The sequence below is a fragment of the Larkinella sp. C7 genome, assembly GCF_006149005.1.
GTDB lineage: Bacteria > Bacteroidota > Bacteroidia > Cytophagales > Spirosomataceae > Larkinella.
The window spans coordinates 107,863-125,174 of record NZ_VBSL01000015.1 but is presented as its reverse complement, the minus strand read 5'-3'; the positions used below and the strand labels follow the sequence as shown (position 1 = coordinate 125,174).

General features: G+C 52.3%; 8 protein-coding genes. 3 read left to right on the top strand and 5 right to left on the bottom strand.

What is annotated here, in order from left to right; translation table 11 throughout:
* Nucleotides 1–44: 44 nt before the first annotated feature.
* The 3 genes from FH871_RS26355 to FH871_RS26345 form a co-directional block, all read right to left on the bottom strand.
* Nucleotides 45–3,401 (bottom strand): VCBS repeat-containing protein, encoded by a 3,357-nt coding sequence (locus tag FH871_RS26355; protein WP_138994441.1) that lies wholly within the window; start codon nucleotides 3,399–3,401, stop codon nucleotides 45–47.
* Between the two features lie 152 nt (nucleotides 3,402–3,553).
* Nucleotides 3,554–5,035: a RagB/SusD family nutrient uptake outer membrane protein gene (locus tag FH871_RS26350; RefSeq protein ID WP_138994406.1), complete on the bottom strand. Its 1,482-nt coding sequence runs from the start codon at nucleotides 5,033–5,035 to the stop codon at nucleotides 3,554–3,556.
* 33 nt (nucleotides 5,036–5,068) lie between these two features.
* A complete protein-coding gene (locus FH871_RS26345) occupies nucleotides 5,069–8,200 on the bottom strand; it encodes a TonB-dependent receptor (protein WP_138994405.1) in 3,132 nt (1,043 codons plus the stop codon).
* 534 nt (nucleotides 8,201–8,734) lie between these two features.
* Between FH871_RS26345 and FH871_RS26340 the strand changes: the two genes are divergently transcribed.
* From FH871_RS26340 to FH871_RS26330, 3 genes are all read left to right on the top strand, one after another.
* A complete protein-coding gene (locus FH871_RS26340; protein WP_138994404.1) occupies nucleotides 8,735–11,680 on the top strand; it encodes an FAD-binding and (Fe-S)-binding domain-containing protein in 2,946 nt (981 codons plus the stop codon).
* Nucleotides 11,677–13,353 (top strand): hypothetical protein, encoded by a 1,677-nt coding sequence (locus FH871_RS26335; protein WP_138994403.1) that lies wholly within the window; start codon nucleotides 11,677–11,679, stop codon nucleotides 13,351–13,353. Before FH871_RS26340 ends, FH871_RS26335 begins: the two co-directional genes overlap by 4 nt.
* A gap of 94 nt (nucleotides 13,354–13,447) precedes the next feature.
* A complete protein-coding gene (locus FH871_RS26330; RefSeq protein ID WP_138994402.1) occupies nucleotides 13,448–15,421 on the top strand; it encodes a M1 family metallopeptidase in 1,974 nt (657 codons plus the stop codon).
* A 105-nt stretch (nucleotides 15,422–15,526) separates the two neighbouring features.
* Here FH871_RS26330 and FH871_RS26325 read toward each other — a convergent pair whose 3' ends face one another.
* Nucleotides 15,527–16,471 (bottom strand): 3-oxoacyl-ACP synthase III family protein, encoded by a 945-nt coding sequence (locus tag FH871_RS26325; RefSeq protein WP_138994440.1) that lies wholly within the window; start codon nucleotides 16,469–16,471, stop codon nucleotides 15,527–15,529.
* A 193-nt stretch (nucleotides 16,472–16,664) separates the two neighbouring features.
* Nucleotides 16,665–17,246, bottom strand: a complete 582-nt coding sequence (locus FH871_RS26320; RefSeq protein WP_138994401.1) for a Uma2 family endonuclease — start codon at nucleotides 17,244–17,246, stop codon at nucleotides 16,665–16,667.
* Between the last annotated feature and the right edge of the window lie 66 nt (nucleotides 17,247–17,312).

Below are 17,312 nucleotides of genomic sequence, written 5' to 3'. Positions count from 1 at the left end.
ATAAAAACCGAATAAGAACAATTCGTTTAATCAGTCAAATCAGCTCAATTCCGGCTGTAGACTTGCACTTTATCCTTATTTTTCCCTAACACAAACTGTCCCTGTTTCAGCCGCGCGAGTTGCCGGACCTGCCCGTGAACGATGAAGCCGGAAACCGCCGGGTCGAGGGGCTTCCAAACGCCGTTGCCTTTTCCGAGCAGCACCAACCCGTAACTGGCATCATAGCGGCCAATTTCCGGCAAAACATCGTAAAAGTTTCCGGTTAATACCAAATCCATCTTTTTGTCGCCATCGACATCCGTAATTTCAATACCGCAAACCGGTGAGAACTGCGCTTCTTTCGGCAGGGCTTGAATGGTGAATTTTCCTTTTCCATCATTCAGCAAAATCACCGATTCGCCCGTATACGCCCGTTGCACCACAGCACTTTGCAACTGCTTTTCGTCCAGAATTTCGTTCAGTTTCTTGCCCGCATAATCCGTAAACTTGAGGTATTTCTTTTTAATGGAAGGCATCTCTTTCTGCAAATCCTGCTTCAACACCATCGGATACAAGGTTCCGGTTTCGTCGGCGCAATTGATGATTTGCTCCAGGCTGCCATTTTGGTCAAAATCAGCCGTGTAGAGTTCCGCCGGGATTTTGGCCGTTGCCTTGATCCGGGAATTAAGTCCCAGATTGCCGACCACCAGATCAATATCCCCGTCATCATCGACATCCCCGGCTTTGACGCAATTCCACCAGCCGGAAGCTGGGGTAGTCGAATCCGCCAGTTTCGGCGTTTCAGAAGTGGCCAGTTTTCCGCGCTGGTTTTGAAAAACCGTAATCGGCATCCAGTCGCCGACCACGATTAATTCAGGGTAACCGTCGCCGTTCAGATCGCTCCAAGTCACATCGGTCACCATGCCCAACTGATCAGCGTTCGGCAGGTAACGCCGGGTGTAGTTCTTGAAATTGCCGGTGCCGTCGTTGGTCAGCAGATAACTCGCCGGATTGAAACCGTATTTTCCCGGAATCAGCCGGGTTCCGACAAACAGATCGATGTCGCCGTCGCGGTCATAATCGGCAGCCGCGACGCAGGAACCGCTGGCTTTCAGGTTCGGCAAACGGTCGTCGCGGACAAAACCGCCTTTGCCGTCGTTCAAATACAGCCGGTCGAGCAATTCGTCGGCTTCGGCTTCAAACTCGTTGCTGCCCGAAACGACGTAGAGATCCAGGTCTTTGTCGCCATCGGCATCGAAGAAAACCGCATCGACGGCTTCGTAGGTCAAGTCCTGTCGCAAAACCGCCGGGGTTTTATCCACAAACCGGCCGTTGGACTGTTGATAAAACAGATGATGCGGTTTTCCGAAGGCACCACCAAAAAACACATCATCCAGCCCGTCGCCGTTGACATCGCCTGTCGCCATTGCCGGGCCTCCGGTCGAGAGCATCTGTTTCAATAATGGGTCGCGGTTATAATCCACAAACGGACTTTCTTCATGGGTATAATCCAGGCCGGAAACTGTGGTAATGTCCTGAAAAAGAGCTGGTGAGGGTGCTTTGGCTCTCCAAATGGCAGTAGCTTCCGGCTGTTTCAGCGTCAGCAATTGATTGGCTTTGGGCTGTCGTAGGGTTTGCATCCGGTCGTTCGGCCAGACCACCGTTACCGAGTCGATCACGTTGCCGGTTCCCAAGCCAAATAGCAGATTCAGGTCAACGGACGACTGAAAACCGCGGTTGGGCATTTGTTGCAACACCTGCATCTGGCCTTTCTGATACAAAAACACCCGCGCGCCGATGGCATTGCGGTTTTTGGCCTCACCCACCAGTTTGACCCGCAGGAAGTTGCTTTTGTGGTTCTCGACCGATAAATTTTTGAAAACCGATACCGGAGAGTTGACGTTGTTGACCACCAGATCCAGGTCGCCGTCGTTGTCGAGATCGCCGTAAGCCGCGCCGTTTGAGAAATTCGGTTCGCCCAGGCCCCAGTTGGCGGCCTGGTTGGAAAAAGTCAGGTTGCCATCGTTTCGAAAGGCGTAATTGGGAATGGGTTCCGCGGGTGCCTTATCCAGAAACTCCTTGAAGTTGAAAGCGCGCTGACGGGCAATCTGGGCCATGTTTTCCCGGTCGGCCAGGAAGTGAATAAAATCCTGATCGGTCACTTCTTTGGCAATGCCGTTGGCGACAAAAATATCTTTCCGGCCATCGTTGTCCATGTCGAAAATCAAGGCGCCCCAACTCCAGTCGGTGGCGTGAACGCCCGAAAACCGGGCGATGTCGCTGAACATCGGAATGGCGGTTTTTCCGGTTTTTGCTGGTTCGTTGCCCTGATTCAGATGCAGCATGTTCTGCATATACTGGTAGTGGAAATCCCGCGACAGTTTGATTTCCTGCAAGTCGTAATTCTCGAAGGACGAATTCTTTTTCAAGCGAACATCGTTGCCCGGCAGCATATCTGTCACGAAAATATCCAGCCGGCCGTCGTTGTTGATGTCGGCCACATCGGCGCCCATCGACGACAGGCTGAGGTGCGGCATGGCGTCTTTCACCGATTCCCGAAAGGTGCCGTCGTGGTTATTCAGGTAGAGGTAATCCCGTTCGTAAAAATCGTTCGAAATGTAAATGTCCAGCCAGTTGTCGTCGTTCACGTCGCCAATGGTGATGCCGAGGCCAAAACCGATCAGGCTGCCGTAAATACCGGCTTTCTCGCTGACGTCGGCAAAGCGTACACCGTCGTTCCGGAATAACTTATGACCGCCCAGTGAATCGCGTTCGGAACGAATGTTAGCGTAGCCCAATTTCCCGACGGGCATGAAGCTGTTGTTGAGCAGATACATGTCCAGATCGCCGTCGCGGTCGTAATCGAAAAAGGCTGCGTGGGTCGAAAAACCGTGGTCATTCAGGCCGTAGTCGGCGGCTTTTTCGGTGAAGGTCACTGTGCCATTTTTGCCAATTCCATTGTTGATAAACAGCTCATTGCCCCGATCGTCGCCGGGACGAATGCCGGCGTTGCAGACGTATAAATCCAGCCAGCCGTCGCCATTGACATCGGCAAAGGTCGCGCCGGTGCTCCAGGCGCGTTTGCCGGCGACACCGGCTTGGGCCGTAATATCTTCAAATGCCAGTGAAGTGGCACCCGGTTTTCCCTGGTTGAGATACAGGCGGTTTTCACCCATGTTCGCAATCAGGAAGACGTCCGGATAGCCGTCGTTGTCGACATCCCCGATGGCGACGCCCCCGCCGTTGTAGAAATTCCGGTAGTTAAAAATGTTGAACTCCGGGTCGTCGACGACCGAATTGGTGAAATTGATGTGGGTTATTTCCGGCGATAGTTTTTCAAAAAGCCGATCTTCCGATGGCGTATCCACAGCACCACAACCGACAAGAAAACCTACTATTAAAAAGAAAACCAGATAGCGCATGAACTGTAGCGAACTGTCGAATGACGTCTTAAAGGTACTCAATAAATTGCTTTTGGTTGGCGGTTTTATCCTATTGAACGCCAATACTCCGGAATGGATTAAAACAGAAAAAGCCCGGAAACCCCGGGCTTTTTACAGGAAAAGGCTTTTCACTAATTGTAACCTGGATTTTGCTTTAAGTTGGGGTTCAGCGAAATCTGATCTCTCGGAATGGGAAACAACTCCCGGTATTTTTCCGAAGCGGGTTTGAAACGCCACGCTTTGGTGAACTGCCCAAACCGGATCAGGTCCTGACGGCGGTGGTATTCCCAGGCCAGTTCGCGGCCCCGCTCGGCCAGAATTTCATCCAGTGTGAGTTGAGCGGCTGTATAGTCCGGCACACCCGCCCGTTTGCGGATCACGTTGAAATCCGCCAGCGCATTGGCCGTTCTGCCCAGCCGGAAATTGGCTTCTCCGCGCATCAGATAGACATCCCCCAAACGGAAAATAACGAAATCGTTACTCATGTCGTTGGTGGTGTTGTTTCGCTGAATCTCGTATTTCTGGCTCCGGGCTCCGGCCAGACGACCCGCGGGACCCGCTGGCATTTCGAAAGCCGGAATTTCGGGGGTGATCACCATCGGGATGCCATCGTCGTCCATGGGTGCTCCGGTTGCATCATACTGCTGACCAACGATCCACATTTTTTTGCGCAAATCCTGCGCCGTGAACGAGTTGTAAAACTCAACCACGGTTGCGTAGCCATTCCAGGGAGAAGCCGGAAGGTTATAGGTCAACTGGTGCTTGTAGTGCAGGGTTGCCATATGGACGTTGAATCCACCCCGTTTCGAGTTATCGAAAGGCGTTGCCAGGATAATTTCCGGTGAGTTCTGATTCTGCACTTTGAAGTTGTCCAGCAAATCAGCCGTCAGGGAAAACTTACCCGACATAATAATGCTATCACAACGTGTAACCGCATCCGCCCAGCGGGCCGTGCCGGTATAGACCTGCGCGTTGAGATACATCTTCGCCAGAATCATGTTGACCACCGGTTTGTTGAAACGGCCATAATAGGCACCGCCCACGGTTGAACTCAATTTGGGATACACCTCCAGCAATTCCTTCTCGATCCAGTTAAACACCTCGGTCCGGGTTTTCTGAGCCGGGGTGGAGGTTCCCACCTGATCGGCGATGATCACATTGCCGAACATATCCATCGCCTTGTAGTGGAAGAAAGCCCGCAATGCCCGAAGCTCGGCTTTCACGTTTTCGTCCGTAATGGAACCCAGTTGCTGGTTGATGGACGTGATGTTGTTGTAACACCAGGTCCAGGGGCCGTTGAACTGGCCGTTGTCGGTCGTCGGGTCCCAGGTATGCTGATAAAGCCGTTTCCAGTTGTCGCCGTCTTTCCAGTCACCACCCCGCGTCGGAACAATCTGTTCGTCCGTTACCGCGTTCAAACCGGCACTGTTGCCGTAATAATCGGCCAAACCACTGTAGAGTGGACCGATCAGCGCAGCTTGCTGAGCCGCTGTCTGGCCAAACTGGTCGGTCGGAATAACGTCGTAGGTTTTTTCGTCGAGGTTCGTACAGGCCTGGCCTGCCAGCAGCAGAGCCAGACAGACGCCCCAAACTCGTATGGTTGAATTAAACATCTTCGTAGTTGGTAGTTAGTTGATTAACAACGGTCAAAACGTCAGGTTAAGGCCCAGTTGGAACGAACGGGTTTTTGGATAGATATTGCTAAAATCCATCCCGATGTTGTTGGGTGCTTGGCTTTCGTTCTGCAAATCCGCTTTCACCTGAAGTTCCGGATCGACCCCTTTGTAGCTCGTCAGCGTAAACAGGTTGTTACCACCGAGGTAGACCCGGGCGGCCGACAGGTATTTGCCACCAGTCCGGATGTTGTACCCGATTTGCCAGTTATCTAGACGGGCATAGGTTCCGTTTTCGAGCCAATAAGTCGACAACACGTTGGTGCCATACCCACTCGGAAGATCCGCTACGCCTTGCAGCATGTTGGTTTCCAGGATCGACCCCGGAATCAGGAGGTTCGAGCGCAGGTTGTTCAGGATTTTGTTGCCAAACGAACCCCGAATCTGGAAGTTCAGGTCGAATCCTTTGTACGTAAACGAGTTGATGAAAGAGGCCGTCAGGAAGGGTTGCGGGTTGCCCTGGGAGATGGGGTTCTGCGTGTTGATTCCCGTAGCCGCATCGGCCTTGCTCACATCGGTGGTGGGCTGATCGCCCGTTCCCGGTTTCAGCAGCACTTTGCCATCGGCGGTATAACTCACGAACGTTGGAACGTTGTTGAATTCTCCCAGCGGACGACCCGGCCAGAGGTAGGATGCAAACACATCCGACAGACCACGGCCACCAAACGCATTGAAACGGATCAGACCGGAGTCGAATTCATCGCTTTTCAGGTTGACAATCGTGTTTTTGTTATACGCCCCAACGATGCGGGAAGTCCAGCTAAAGTCTTCTTTCTGGATGAGGTCGCCCCCGAACGACAGCTCGATACCCCGGTTCCGCATGGTGCCTACGTTGGCCCAGATGAAGTTGGTGAAGTATTTAACCCCATCCGCTGGCACCGAATACCGGTACAGCATGTCCTTGGTCGTCTTGCTGTAGAACTCCAGCGTACCCGAGAAACGGCCGTTCAGCAACTGAAAATCCAACCCGGCGTTGGACGTTGTCAGCACTTCCCATTTCAGGTTCGGATTGGCATTCTGGGTAATCCCGTAGCCCGGCAGGAAGTCGGCTACCCCACCATCGTAATACGTGCCTTTCTGACCATACAACTGGAGCGACTGATACGGTTTCAAGCCTTCCGAATTTCCGGTTTGTCCCCAGCCCAGGCGCAGTTTCAGGTAGTTCAGCGTGGTTGATTTCGGGAAGAAATCTTCGTTCGTCAGCGTCCAGCCTGCACCCACCGATGGGAAAAGTCCCCATTTGTTGTTGGCCCCAAATTTCGAACTTCCATCGCGCCGTACCGTGGCTGTCAGGTTGTACTTGTCGTTCATGTTCACCGTAGCCCGGGCAAAGAAAGACGCCAGCGTGGTGGCATTCCGGTAGGAGGTCGCGTAGTTGGACGCCGGACTCAGCAGCGTACCGGCCCCCAGCCCCAGATTGTCATACGAGAGCGTATTGGTCAGAAACTGGGCGTTACGGGCCTGAAAACCGTCATAAACAATGTTCTGGTACGAGTAACCGCCCAGTACATTGAAGTTGCTGTTGTTCTGGCCGAAGGCTTTGGTATAGGTCGCAGTCAGTTCCAGCAGCTTGTTGTTGACCTGATCCATTTTCCGGTAGGCTTCGCCATTGGTCGTCTGGAAGGCCTTGATGCTGCGGTCGCGCGAGCGGCTTTCGTCGGTATTCTCGTTCTGGAAAGCGCCGTTAACGCCCAGGGTCAGCCCGTCGATGATCTCGTAGCGCAGGTTGACCCCACCGATCAATAATCGCTTTTGCTGATCGAATCGCTGGTTGTTGAGCATGGCAACGGGGTTGAAGAGGTCGAAACTACCGCCTACTTCGTAATAACCGCCCACGTTGTTGGCCCCCGTCGGATCGGTAATGGGCAGGGTTGGCAGGAACGTAACCGCCCGGGCGATGATAGCGTCGTCGTTCAGTTTGGAGTTGGTGTTGGTCACCGACAGGTTATACTGGATGTTCAGGCGGTTATCGAGCGCCTTTTGATCCAGGTTGATGCGGGCTGTTACCCGATCGAAGCCCGTGTTTTTAATGATCCCTTCGCGGCCAATGTAGTTGAGAGAGCCCCGGTAACTGAAGGCTGGTGATCCCCCTGAAATGGCCAGGTCGTGGTTGGTCGTCACGCCCATCCGGGTGATTTCCTTCACCCAGTCGGTGTTGTAGTTGCCGGCAGGAAAACGGAGCCGGTCCAGACTTAGTGTAGAGTCTCCTTTCAGGGTACTGACGGCCGCCCGATAACCGGGGCCATCCAGCAAATCCAGCCGGTTCGAAATGGTTTCAACGCCAACATAATTATTGAAGGTGATCGTGGTCTTGCCGGATTTTCCGCGTTTGGTCGTCACGATGATGACACCATTGGCCGCCCTTGAACCGTAGATAGCAGCTGCGGAAGCATCTTTCAGGACGTCCATCGACTCAATATCGGTTGGTGAAACCGTCTGAATGGGAACACCGATCACGCCGTCGACCACATACAGGGGATCACTGCCACCCGCCAGCGAGGTATAGCCCCGCAAACGAACGGTCGGCGCCTGGTTGGGGTCACCCGAAGGCATCGTAATCACCAACCCGGCTACTTTGCCCTGAATGGCCTGCAGTGGGTTGGGAACAATACCAGGGTTGAACTCCTTGGCGGTTACCTGCTGAACCGAACCGGTCAGGTCTTTGCGCTTGGCCGTACCGTACCCCACGACGACGACTTCCTCCAGCGATTTGGTGTCGGAAGTCAGAACGGCATCGACAACGGAGCGGTTGCCTACCGCGATCTCCTGGTTTTGGAGCCCGATGAAGCTGAAAACCAGCGTGGCATTGTCAGGAACGTTGGTGAGGGAATATTTCCCGTCGGCGTCGGTATTGGTGCCGCGGGTTGTTCCTTTGATTTGAACAGTAACACCGGGTAATGAAACCTTGTCTTCCGACGATGTAACGGTTCCGGTGACCGTCCGCTCCTGAGCAAATGCCTGGCTGAAGCCCAGGCTGAGAATGAACGCAAATGACAACAGAAAGGCTGGGAGCAACGCTTTCTTTCTGACTTGAAACACCCGGTATTGGCGCGGGCCGTTTACTTCTTTACGTTCATGATTGAATCTGATAAAGTGATCCATCATAGGTTAACAAATTAGAATAGGTGAACTGAAATTGGTAAGCAGATGCAGAACCATGATACAATGAAATTTCAGCGCAGTACAAATGAGGAAAACCCAATCAATCAGTAGGGTTACTGTTCGACCGGGTCTCTGTCATTTTTTTACGTATATAGTACCGTGATGATATTTTATAGAACATATTTCTGAACTGATTAAGCAAATTACAATAAATAATCTTTATAATACAATGAAGGAAAGCTGAAAATTATCTACTGAATTGTTATGGTAATGAACGACAGGAATTCCCTTCGGCAGGCATCCAGAAGGTGCAGTAGCCTAAATTGCATAGTGGTCAGTAGTTAAATACGGTAAAGGGCTCGCTATGAAGCGTTTCCTGGTAGGCTAGGTCGGGGATTAAATAGCACTATTTAAATACGAAGTCCTGTCTGGTATTTACCGGTTTGGGACTCTGTACTGGAAAAATTTGTACCTTTAAGGTCGGGAACCCGATTTTTTTTGCAAATTAACTTTGTCCGGTCTTGGACGAAGACTCTTATGGTCAATCAGGAGACGCTACAACAACTTTCTGCTCAGTTAGACGGTGAATTTTACACCGACAATACCCAACGTACATTGTATGCTACCGATGCGTCGGCCTACCGCGAAATGCCGCTGGCGGTCGCCATTCCGAAGTCGATCAATGATCTGAAAACGCTGATTGCCTTTGCCCGTGAAAACCGCACTTCGCTCATTCCGCGTACGGCCGGCACCTCGCTGGCCGGACAGGTGGTCGGCAACGGAATTATCGTCGATGTTTCCAAAAACTTTACTAAGATCCTCGAAATCAACGAGCAGGAACGCTGGGTGCGCGTGCAGCCGGGCGTAGTTCGCGATGAATTGAATTTCTTTCTGAAACCGTATGGCCTGTTTTTCGGGCCGGAAACCTCGACGGCCAACCGGGCGATGATCGGGGGCATGGTCGGGAATAATTCCTGTGGATCCAACTCGGTCGTGTATCGCTCAACGCGGGAGCATGTCCTGTCCGTCAAAGCGCTGCTGGCCGATGGGAGCGAAGCCGAATTTGGCCCTTTGGAAACTACTGCGTTTGCCCAGCGGATCGACGCGGGTATGCACAAAAATGGCAGTGCGTCGCTGCTGGATAAAATTTACCTGAAAACCAACGAGATCCTGGCGAATCCGGACAACCAGGCCGAAATCCGGCGGCAGTTTCCCAAACGCAGCATCGAACGGCGAAACACGGGTTATGCGCTGGATGAACTGCTGGAAACGGCCCCCTTTACAGAAGGTACCGAGCCGTTCAACTTCTGCAAACTCATTGCCGGTTCGGAAGGAACACTTTGCTTTCTGACCGAAATCAAGCTGAATGTGGTGCCGCTGCCTCCCAAAGAACTGGGGCTGGTGTGTGTGCATTTCAACAACGTGGATGAATCGTTGCGGGCCAATCTGATTGCGCTGAAATACCAGCCCCGCGCCGTCGAACTGATCGACCATTACATTCTGGAGTGTACGAAAGACAACATCGAGCAGCGCAAAAACCGCTTCTTCGTTCAGGGCGATCCAGGCGCCATTCTGGTGGTAGAACTGGGGGCGGCCAATCGGGAAGACATTGCACAGCGTGCGGTTGAAATGGAAGCCGAAATGCGGGCTGCTGGTTTGGGCTATCATTTTCCGGTATTGTATGGTGAGGATGGTAAAAAAATCTGGACGTTGCGGAAGGCGGGGCTGGGGTTGCTGGCGAACCTGCCGGGCGATGCCAAAGCCGTTGCCGTAATCGAGGATACGGCCATCGACGTACACGATTTGCCTGACTACATCCGGGATTTCAACGCGATTCTGACGAAGCACAGCATGTCGGCGGTGCATTATGCCCACGCCGGTTCGGGCGAAATTCACCTGCGCCCCATCATCAACCTCAAAACCGAAGAAGGCCACCGGCAATACCGGATGATTGCCGAAGAAATTGCCCGGCTGGTGAAAAAATACGACGGTTCGCTCTCGGGCGAACACGGCGACGGACGACTCCGGGGCGAGTTTATTCCGCTCATGGTGGGGCCGAAAAACTACGAGCTGATGCGGGAACTCAAGCAGGCCTGGGACCCGTACGGTATTTTCAATCCCGGCAAAATCGTGGAAACGCCCCCGATGGATACGTTCCTGCGGTATGAAGCCGGGCAGCAAACCCCGGATTTCAAGACGTTTTTCCGGTTTCAGGATCAGACCATTCTGCAACACGCCGAGCAGTGTAACGGCTCAGGCGATTGCCGGAAAACCGAAATCTCGGGCGGAACGATGTGTCCGAGCTACATGGCAACCCGCAACGAAAAGGAAACCACCCGGGCGCGGGCCAATATTCTGCGGGAAATGCTGACGCTGTCGCCGAAAGAAAACCGCTTCGACAACAAAGAGATTAAAGAGGTGTATGACCTCTGTCTGGCCTGTAAAGGCTGCAAGGCCGAATGTCCGTCGAATGTGGATGTGGCCAAGCTGAAAATGGAGTTTCTCCAGCATTACCACGATGCCAACGGCGTGCCGGTGCGCAGTCGGCTGATTGCCAATTTTGCGCGTTTGTCGGGGCTGGCATCGCTGGTGCCGTGGGCGTATAACGCGGTGCTGGGCACCGAATCGCTTCGGCGGGTAGCCAATCGGGTGATTGGATTCCACCCCGACCGGACAATGCCGCTGCTGCATAGCACAACGCTGCGGAAGTGGGCGAAAGGCATTGAAAAGAGCGTGGGAACGGCGGGGAAAGTTTACCTTTTCTGCGACGAGTTTACGAATTACAACGATGTCGAAGTGGGTAAAAAGGCGGTTTTGCTGTTGAAAAAACTGGGTTATGAGGTGATCATTCCCGAACACGGCGAAAGCGGGCGGGCGGCTCTGTCGAAAGGCTTGTTGCGGCAGGCTAAACGGCTGGCCGAAAAGAACGTTGAGCTGCTGAAAGCATTGATTACGATTGAAACGCCCTTGGTGGGCATCGAACCGTCGGCAATTCTGACGTTTCGGGATGAATACCCGGATCTGGTCGATGAGTCGATGGTGGCCGATGCCCGGCGGATTGCTGAAAGTGTGCTGACTTTTGAGGAGTTTATCGCCCGTGAAATCGACAAGGGCGCTATTTCGAAAAGTGCGTTTACGACTGAAAAACGGTTGATCAAACTGCACGGACACTGTCAGCAGAAAGCAGTATCGTCGCTGGTGCCGTCGAAAAAAATGCTGTCACTGCCCGAAAATTATACCGTCCACCTGATTCCGTCGGGTTGCTGTGGCATGGCCGGGTCGTTTGGTTACGAAACGGAACATTACGATGTATCGATGAAAATCGGAGAACTGGTCTTATTTCCAACAGTTCGTCAGCAAGCAGAGGAGGTCATCATTGCCGCAGCCGGAACCAGTTGCCGCCACCAGATCAAGGATGGAACGGGGCGCAAGGCCAAACATCCGGCCGAAATACTCTACGAAGCTTTAGCGATGAAGTCATGAAAAATCGATTCCTGTGGCCGTTGACGGGGATTTTCCTGATGATTGGTTCCGGTCTGGCGCTTACCTACGACCTGCCGTTAAGGTATGATGTAACCTTCGGCGACGAAATGACTTACCTGGCTTCCAGCCTGACCTACACCTTTCCGCCTGCGCCCCATCTGGCGCAGTGGGGATCCTTTTACGCGGCCTGGCTGAAGGCCCTGCAGGCGTTTACCAATGACACCCTGGTCTTGTTTTACCTCAACTGGCGGTTGTTGATCCTCATGACCGGGTCCTTGCTGTTTTTGTATCTTTACCTGCGGAAGTCGGGATTTATCGTCAGTCTTTTCTGCGCGCTCTGCTTTCAGTTTTCAGCCCTGAATGTGCAGCTTGATCCCCGGATTTCGGCTTTTACACTCTGTCTGATTATGGGAGGCTTGTGTGTGGTGCAGGCCTGGGAGTGGTCGACGAGGAATGTGTTGCTGATTACTGCCCTAACGGCTCTCGTATGTTCCTATGTTCGGCCGGAGTTTTATATTTCCATGATGACTGCGGTTGTCGTGGCCATCGAAACGTATTTTCCCCGGAAATACCGCAGCCGGGAGCTGACCCTGAATTCTTTTTCCGGCCTGTTGAGCTTTGCTGTGCTGGTAATTGCTATGCGGTTGCTGTTTGGTAATCCTTTAGGGCAGAACCAGGAAGGCACCAACCGCAGTTTCGACGCATTCGTTCAGCACTTCAGCATCAATTACAACACCTGGAATAACCGGCCCATCGACATTCCGATTCCGGATCAGTTCAAATTGGTGGCCAATGTGTTCGGGAGTGATGTCAAGTCGATGAGTGCGGCTTTTTTTGTTCATCCCGACTTGGTTTTGAGGCATTTATGGACGAATGTTGTCAACACGGCGACCGCGGAATTTCGAATTTTGAACGGTTTGTTTTTTAAGACACCCTTGATGAACCTGAACTCGCCCTACCGGAAATGGTGGTTACTGGGTTTGCTGGTCATTGTTGTATTTGGTTTGCTCGATTTGTCGGGCACGTTCCGGCGACTGGCTACCAAATCCATCCGGCTGAACAGCAAGGAACTGGCTCTTTTTATTTTGCTTTTCCCTTCGATAGCATCCGTGGTGCTGGTTTTTCCGCGAAATCATTATCTGTATTTCCACGCCTTCGGCTTGATTATCATCGTTGCTTTTCTGTTGGGATACATCAAATTACGCATCGTTCAGTCATCGGTCTGGATGGGAAGTCTGGCGAGTCTGATGATGATCTGGGTAATTTACCAGACTGTCCGGCAGCAGGAAGAACTCCGCCCTACGCCGGTGGCCGATAACATCCGGTTTATTCAGGCGCTTTCCATTAACGGGCCGGTATCAACGCTGGAACGGGACTGGTATCGGGTGTTTCTGTATAGCCAGGAACAGAAACCGCGCTGGATTCCGGTAGAATTTTACCAACCCAATACCAACTTTGGACAGTTTTTAAACGAGAATCATGTCAATTTCATCCTGATGACGAAAGATATGCAAGCGTATTTTGCCGGCGATCGCGGTTTTGCCGCCTTCATGTCAGGAGAGGATGCCAGTCAGTTTGTTCGTCTGGAAGCCCCCGAGCCGGGCAGCTATTTGCTGGTTCGCCCGGAATTGCTGTCGAAACCACCGACGGTTTCGGCCTTGCTGGAGAATTAATATCGGAAAGTGCAACAGGATCGTGGCCCTCGTTTCGTTACTATCTATTACCCCGTGTTCCTGCGAAAGGCGGGAACACATTCGAATCAACTTCATGAACAAACTCTTTTTTTTTATTGGCATCCTGATTTCGATTGCAGAAGTCCATGCCCAGTCGAAGACAAATTCAACCTACGACGCCCACGAACTCTTTCATCCGCTATTCAACATGCAGCCCGGAAACGATTACCGCGCTGGAAGTGGAGCGCCCGGTCCGCGCTACTGGCAAAACCGGGCCGATTACAAAATCAATGTTCGTCTGGACGACGAGAAAAACGTCCTGAGCGGAGAAGTCGAAATTACCTACAAAAACAACAGCCCCGAAACGTTGCCGTTCCTCTGGCTTCAGCTCGATCAGAACGCGTTTTCGGACACGTCCCGGGCCGCCAAAACGACGCCCTTGCGCGGTGGCCGCTACGGAAATGCCGGCTTCTCCGGCGGGTATGCCATTCAGTCCGTCACGATCGATCAGGGCAAAACCAAAACCGTCGATTATCTGATTACCGACACGCGGATGCAGGTGCGGCTGGCCGAACCGCTGAAACCCGGTGGCGATGTGGTGAAAATCAAAATTGAGTATGCCTTCAAAATTCCGGCCTACGGTTCCGACCGCATGGGTACGCAGCCGACCCGGAATGGGTTGATTTACGAAATGGCGCAGTGGTATCCGCGGATGTGTGTATATGACGACATCGAAGGCTGGAATGTGCTGCCCTATCTCGGGGCCGGGGAGTTTTACCTGGAATACGGGGATTACGAATACGCCATCGACGTGCCCTGGAATCACATCGTGGTCGGTTCCGGCGAGTTGCTGAACGCGCAGGAAGTGTTGACGTCCGATCAGCAGCGACGAATGACGCAGGCCCGGAACAGTGACAAAACCGTCTTGTTGCGGTCGAAAGACGAGGTGAACGACCCGCAAAGCCGACCGAAGCAAACGGGTCGGCTGACGTGGCGGTTCCGCTGCCAGAACGCCCGGGATGTGGCCTGGGCAACCTCAAAAGCGTTTGTGTGGGATGCGGCCCGGATCAATCTGCCGAGTGGAAAAAAAGCTTTGGCTATGTCGGTCTACCCCGTTGAAAGCGCCACCGACGATTCCTGGAACCGTTCGACGGAATACGTCAAAGGCAGTATTGAGTTTTATTCGGATTACCTCTTTGAGTACTCGTATCCGGTCGCTACCAACGTCGCCGGTATTGTGGGCGGAATGGAGTATCCCGGTATTATCTTCTGCGACCGGCGCGACCGGAAAGATGCCCTCTGGGGCGTTACCGACCATGAATTCGGGCATAACTGGTTCCCGATGATCGTGGGCAACAACGAGCGGAAGTTTGCCTGGATGGACGAAGGGTTCGACACCTTCATCAATATGCTCTCCACTGAAAAATTCAACAAGGGGGAATATAACCGCCCGAAAGGAACGATGCACGACATTGCACCGGCCTTGTTCAACATCGACGAGCCGATTATGACCACCCCTGATGTGCTGCAACCGATGAGCCTGGGCATTATGGGGTATTACAAACCGGGCATGGGTCTGAAACTGCTGCGTGATGTGGTGCTGGGGCCGAAGCGCTTCGATTACGCCTTCAAAACCTACGTACACCGCTGGGCCTTTAAGCACCCGACACCCTATGATTTTTTTCGAACGATGGAGGATGCGTCCGGCGAAGATTTGGGCTGGTTCTGGCGCGGGTATTTTTACGAAAACTGGAAGCTGGATCAGTCGGTGAAAGACGTCCGGTATGTGGAGCAGGACCCGCAAAAAGGCTCGGTAATCACCATCGAAAACCTGGAAAAGTGGGCCATGCCGGTTATTATTGAAGTAGAAGAAGTGGGCGGAAAGAAAACACGGGTCAATCTACCGGTCGAAATCTGGCAGCGCGGTGGTACCTGGAGTTTCAAACAACCGACCACTGCTCCCATTCGCTCGGTCACCATCGACCCGGATGAACAACTGCCGGATATCAATCCACGGAACAATACCTGGAAAAACACCTCCGCGCCGTCGTCTTCAACGGCGAATTAGGAGAGGGAATGATGAATTATAAATGATGAACGATGAATGGAAAATTAGATGCGCTTAGCCTCTTTTCCATTCATCGTTCATCATTTATAATTCATCATTGCTTTACTACACTTCCACCAGCATGGCGCCGAACGAGTAGCCTCCTCCGAAGACGGTCAGCACAATGTTTTGCCCTTTTTTGAATAGAGCCCGGTTTTCGGATAGCGCGATGGCGCAACCGGCACAGCCGGTATTCCCTAGTTTCTGAATGTTGGAAAGCAGCTTCGTTTCGGGGAGTTTGAGGGTATTGATAACGTTCAGACTGATGCGCAGATTGGCCTGGTGCGGAATCAGGTAATCCACATCGTCGATGGTCAGGTTGTGTTTCTCCAGTACCTGCAAACTGACTTTGGGCATATAGAGACAGGCATTGATGAAGACGTCACGCCCGTGGGGCATCAGGACGCCCTGCTCGAGCGGTTTCAGCATCACGCCGGTTGTTGCTTTGCCGCTGGTGGCCGCTCCGCCCGTGATGATCGTGTGAATCGTCATGTCTTCGTCGCTGATCCGCTCTTTCGAGATCAGCAGAGCGGCCGCGCCATCGCCCCACAAATGTCCCGATACGGTATCCGTCTCGTTGTTGTAGGCGGTATTGTGTTCCGACACCACCACTACAGCCAGCGTCGCTTTATTCATTGCAAAATATCCCTCAACAACCTCGACGGCATTGATCAGCGAGGAGCAGGCCGTCGATACCGAAATGACCGGAATATCGGGAACACCCAGATTGTGCTGGACAACGTGAGCCAGGGTGACGATGGTATCGTATGGCGTATAGGTCGCACCTACAATGAGGTCTATTTGAGAAGGGTCAATCGCCGTTTGGTCGAACAGCCGCCGGACGGCTTCGAGGGCCATCGTGTTTGTATTCTCGTCGGGTGCCGCTTTGCGTCGTTCCCGAATGCCGGTACGTTCGGTAATCCACTCGCTCGATAATCCATTGAGCCGGGTAAAGTGTTCGTTGCCAACTACTTCGCTGGGAAAGTAATGACTAACTGCATGAATATACATCATACGAAAGTAAAGAAGGGAATCAACTTTAGTGATTCCACACCGAAAATTAAGTATTTCCGGGAAAGCGTAGTATTGAAAATTGGAACAATACTACAAAATCTTTCTTTCTTTATTGGTTTTGTAAAATATTTTAAAAGTTTATTGTAACTACACGAATTTGCCCCTGAAACGGGTTCATCCTGCGGTATGCTTAACTCAGCAAGCCAACGGTTTGTTCGTAAATGTCCCGCAGCGAAAGGGTCAGATCGAGCGTCTGAATGGTCAGGGAGTCGTCCACCGCGCCGGTTTCCTTCCGCAACGTCCAGAAGCCGTTTTCCGGTTTATACCAGGCTTCTACCCGAATCTGTTCGGAATCGACCAGAATGTATTCCTGAAAAGTGGGAATGTTGCGGTACAACATGAATTTTCCACCCCGGTCGTAGTCCTTTGTGCTTTCCGACAAAACTTCAACGAGTATGGTGGGATTCAAGAGCGTATCAAATGTAGAATCCAGCAGTTCCGGTTCTCCGCAGACAATGACAAGATCAGGATACGTATACAGTGAGTTCGAAGGAATGTGAAGCCGCATGTCGGATGAAAAACTCTGACAGCGTTTTCCTTTCAAATAGGAACCTATTCCAATCGACAGATTTTCCTTAATCCGATTGTGATTGCGGGATGCACCTGCCATCGCAAATATCTCACCTTTGAAATATTCGCTCTTGTACGCGGCTTTGCGTTCAAGTTCCAGATAGTTTTCCGGGGTGTAATACGGTTTTGGCTGGATTAACATGGTTTTCAGATTTACGGTATTCAGTATTCAGTTTACGGTGGCTGACGCATACTTAGAACGCGTCAG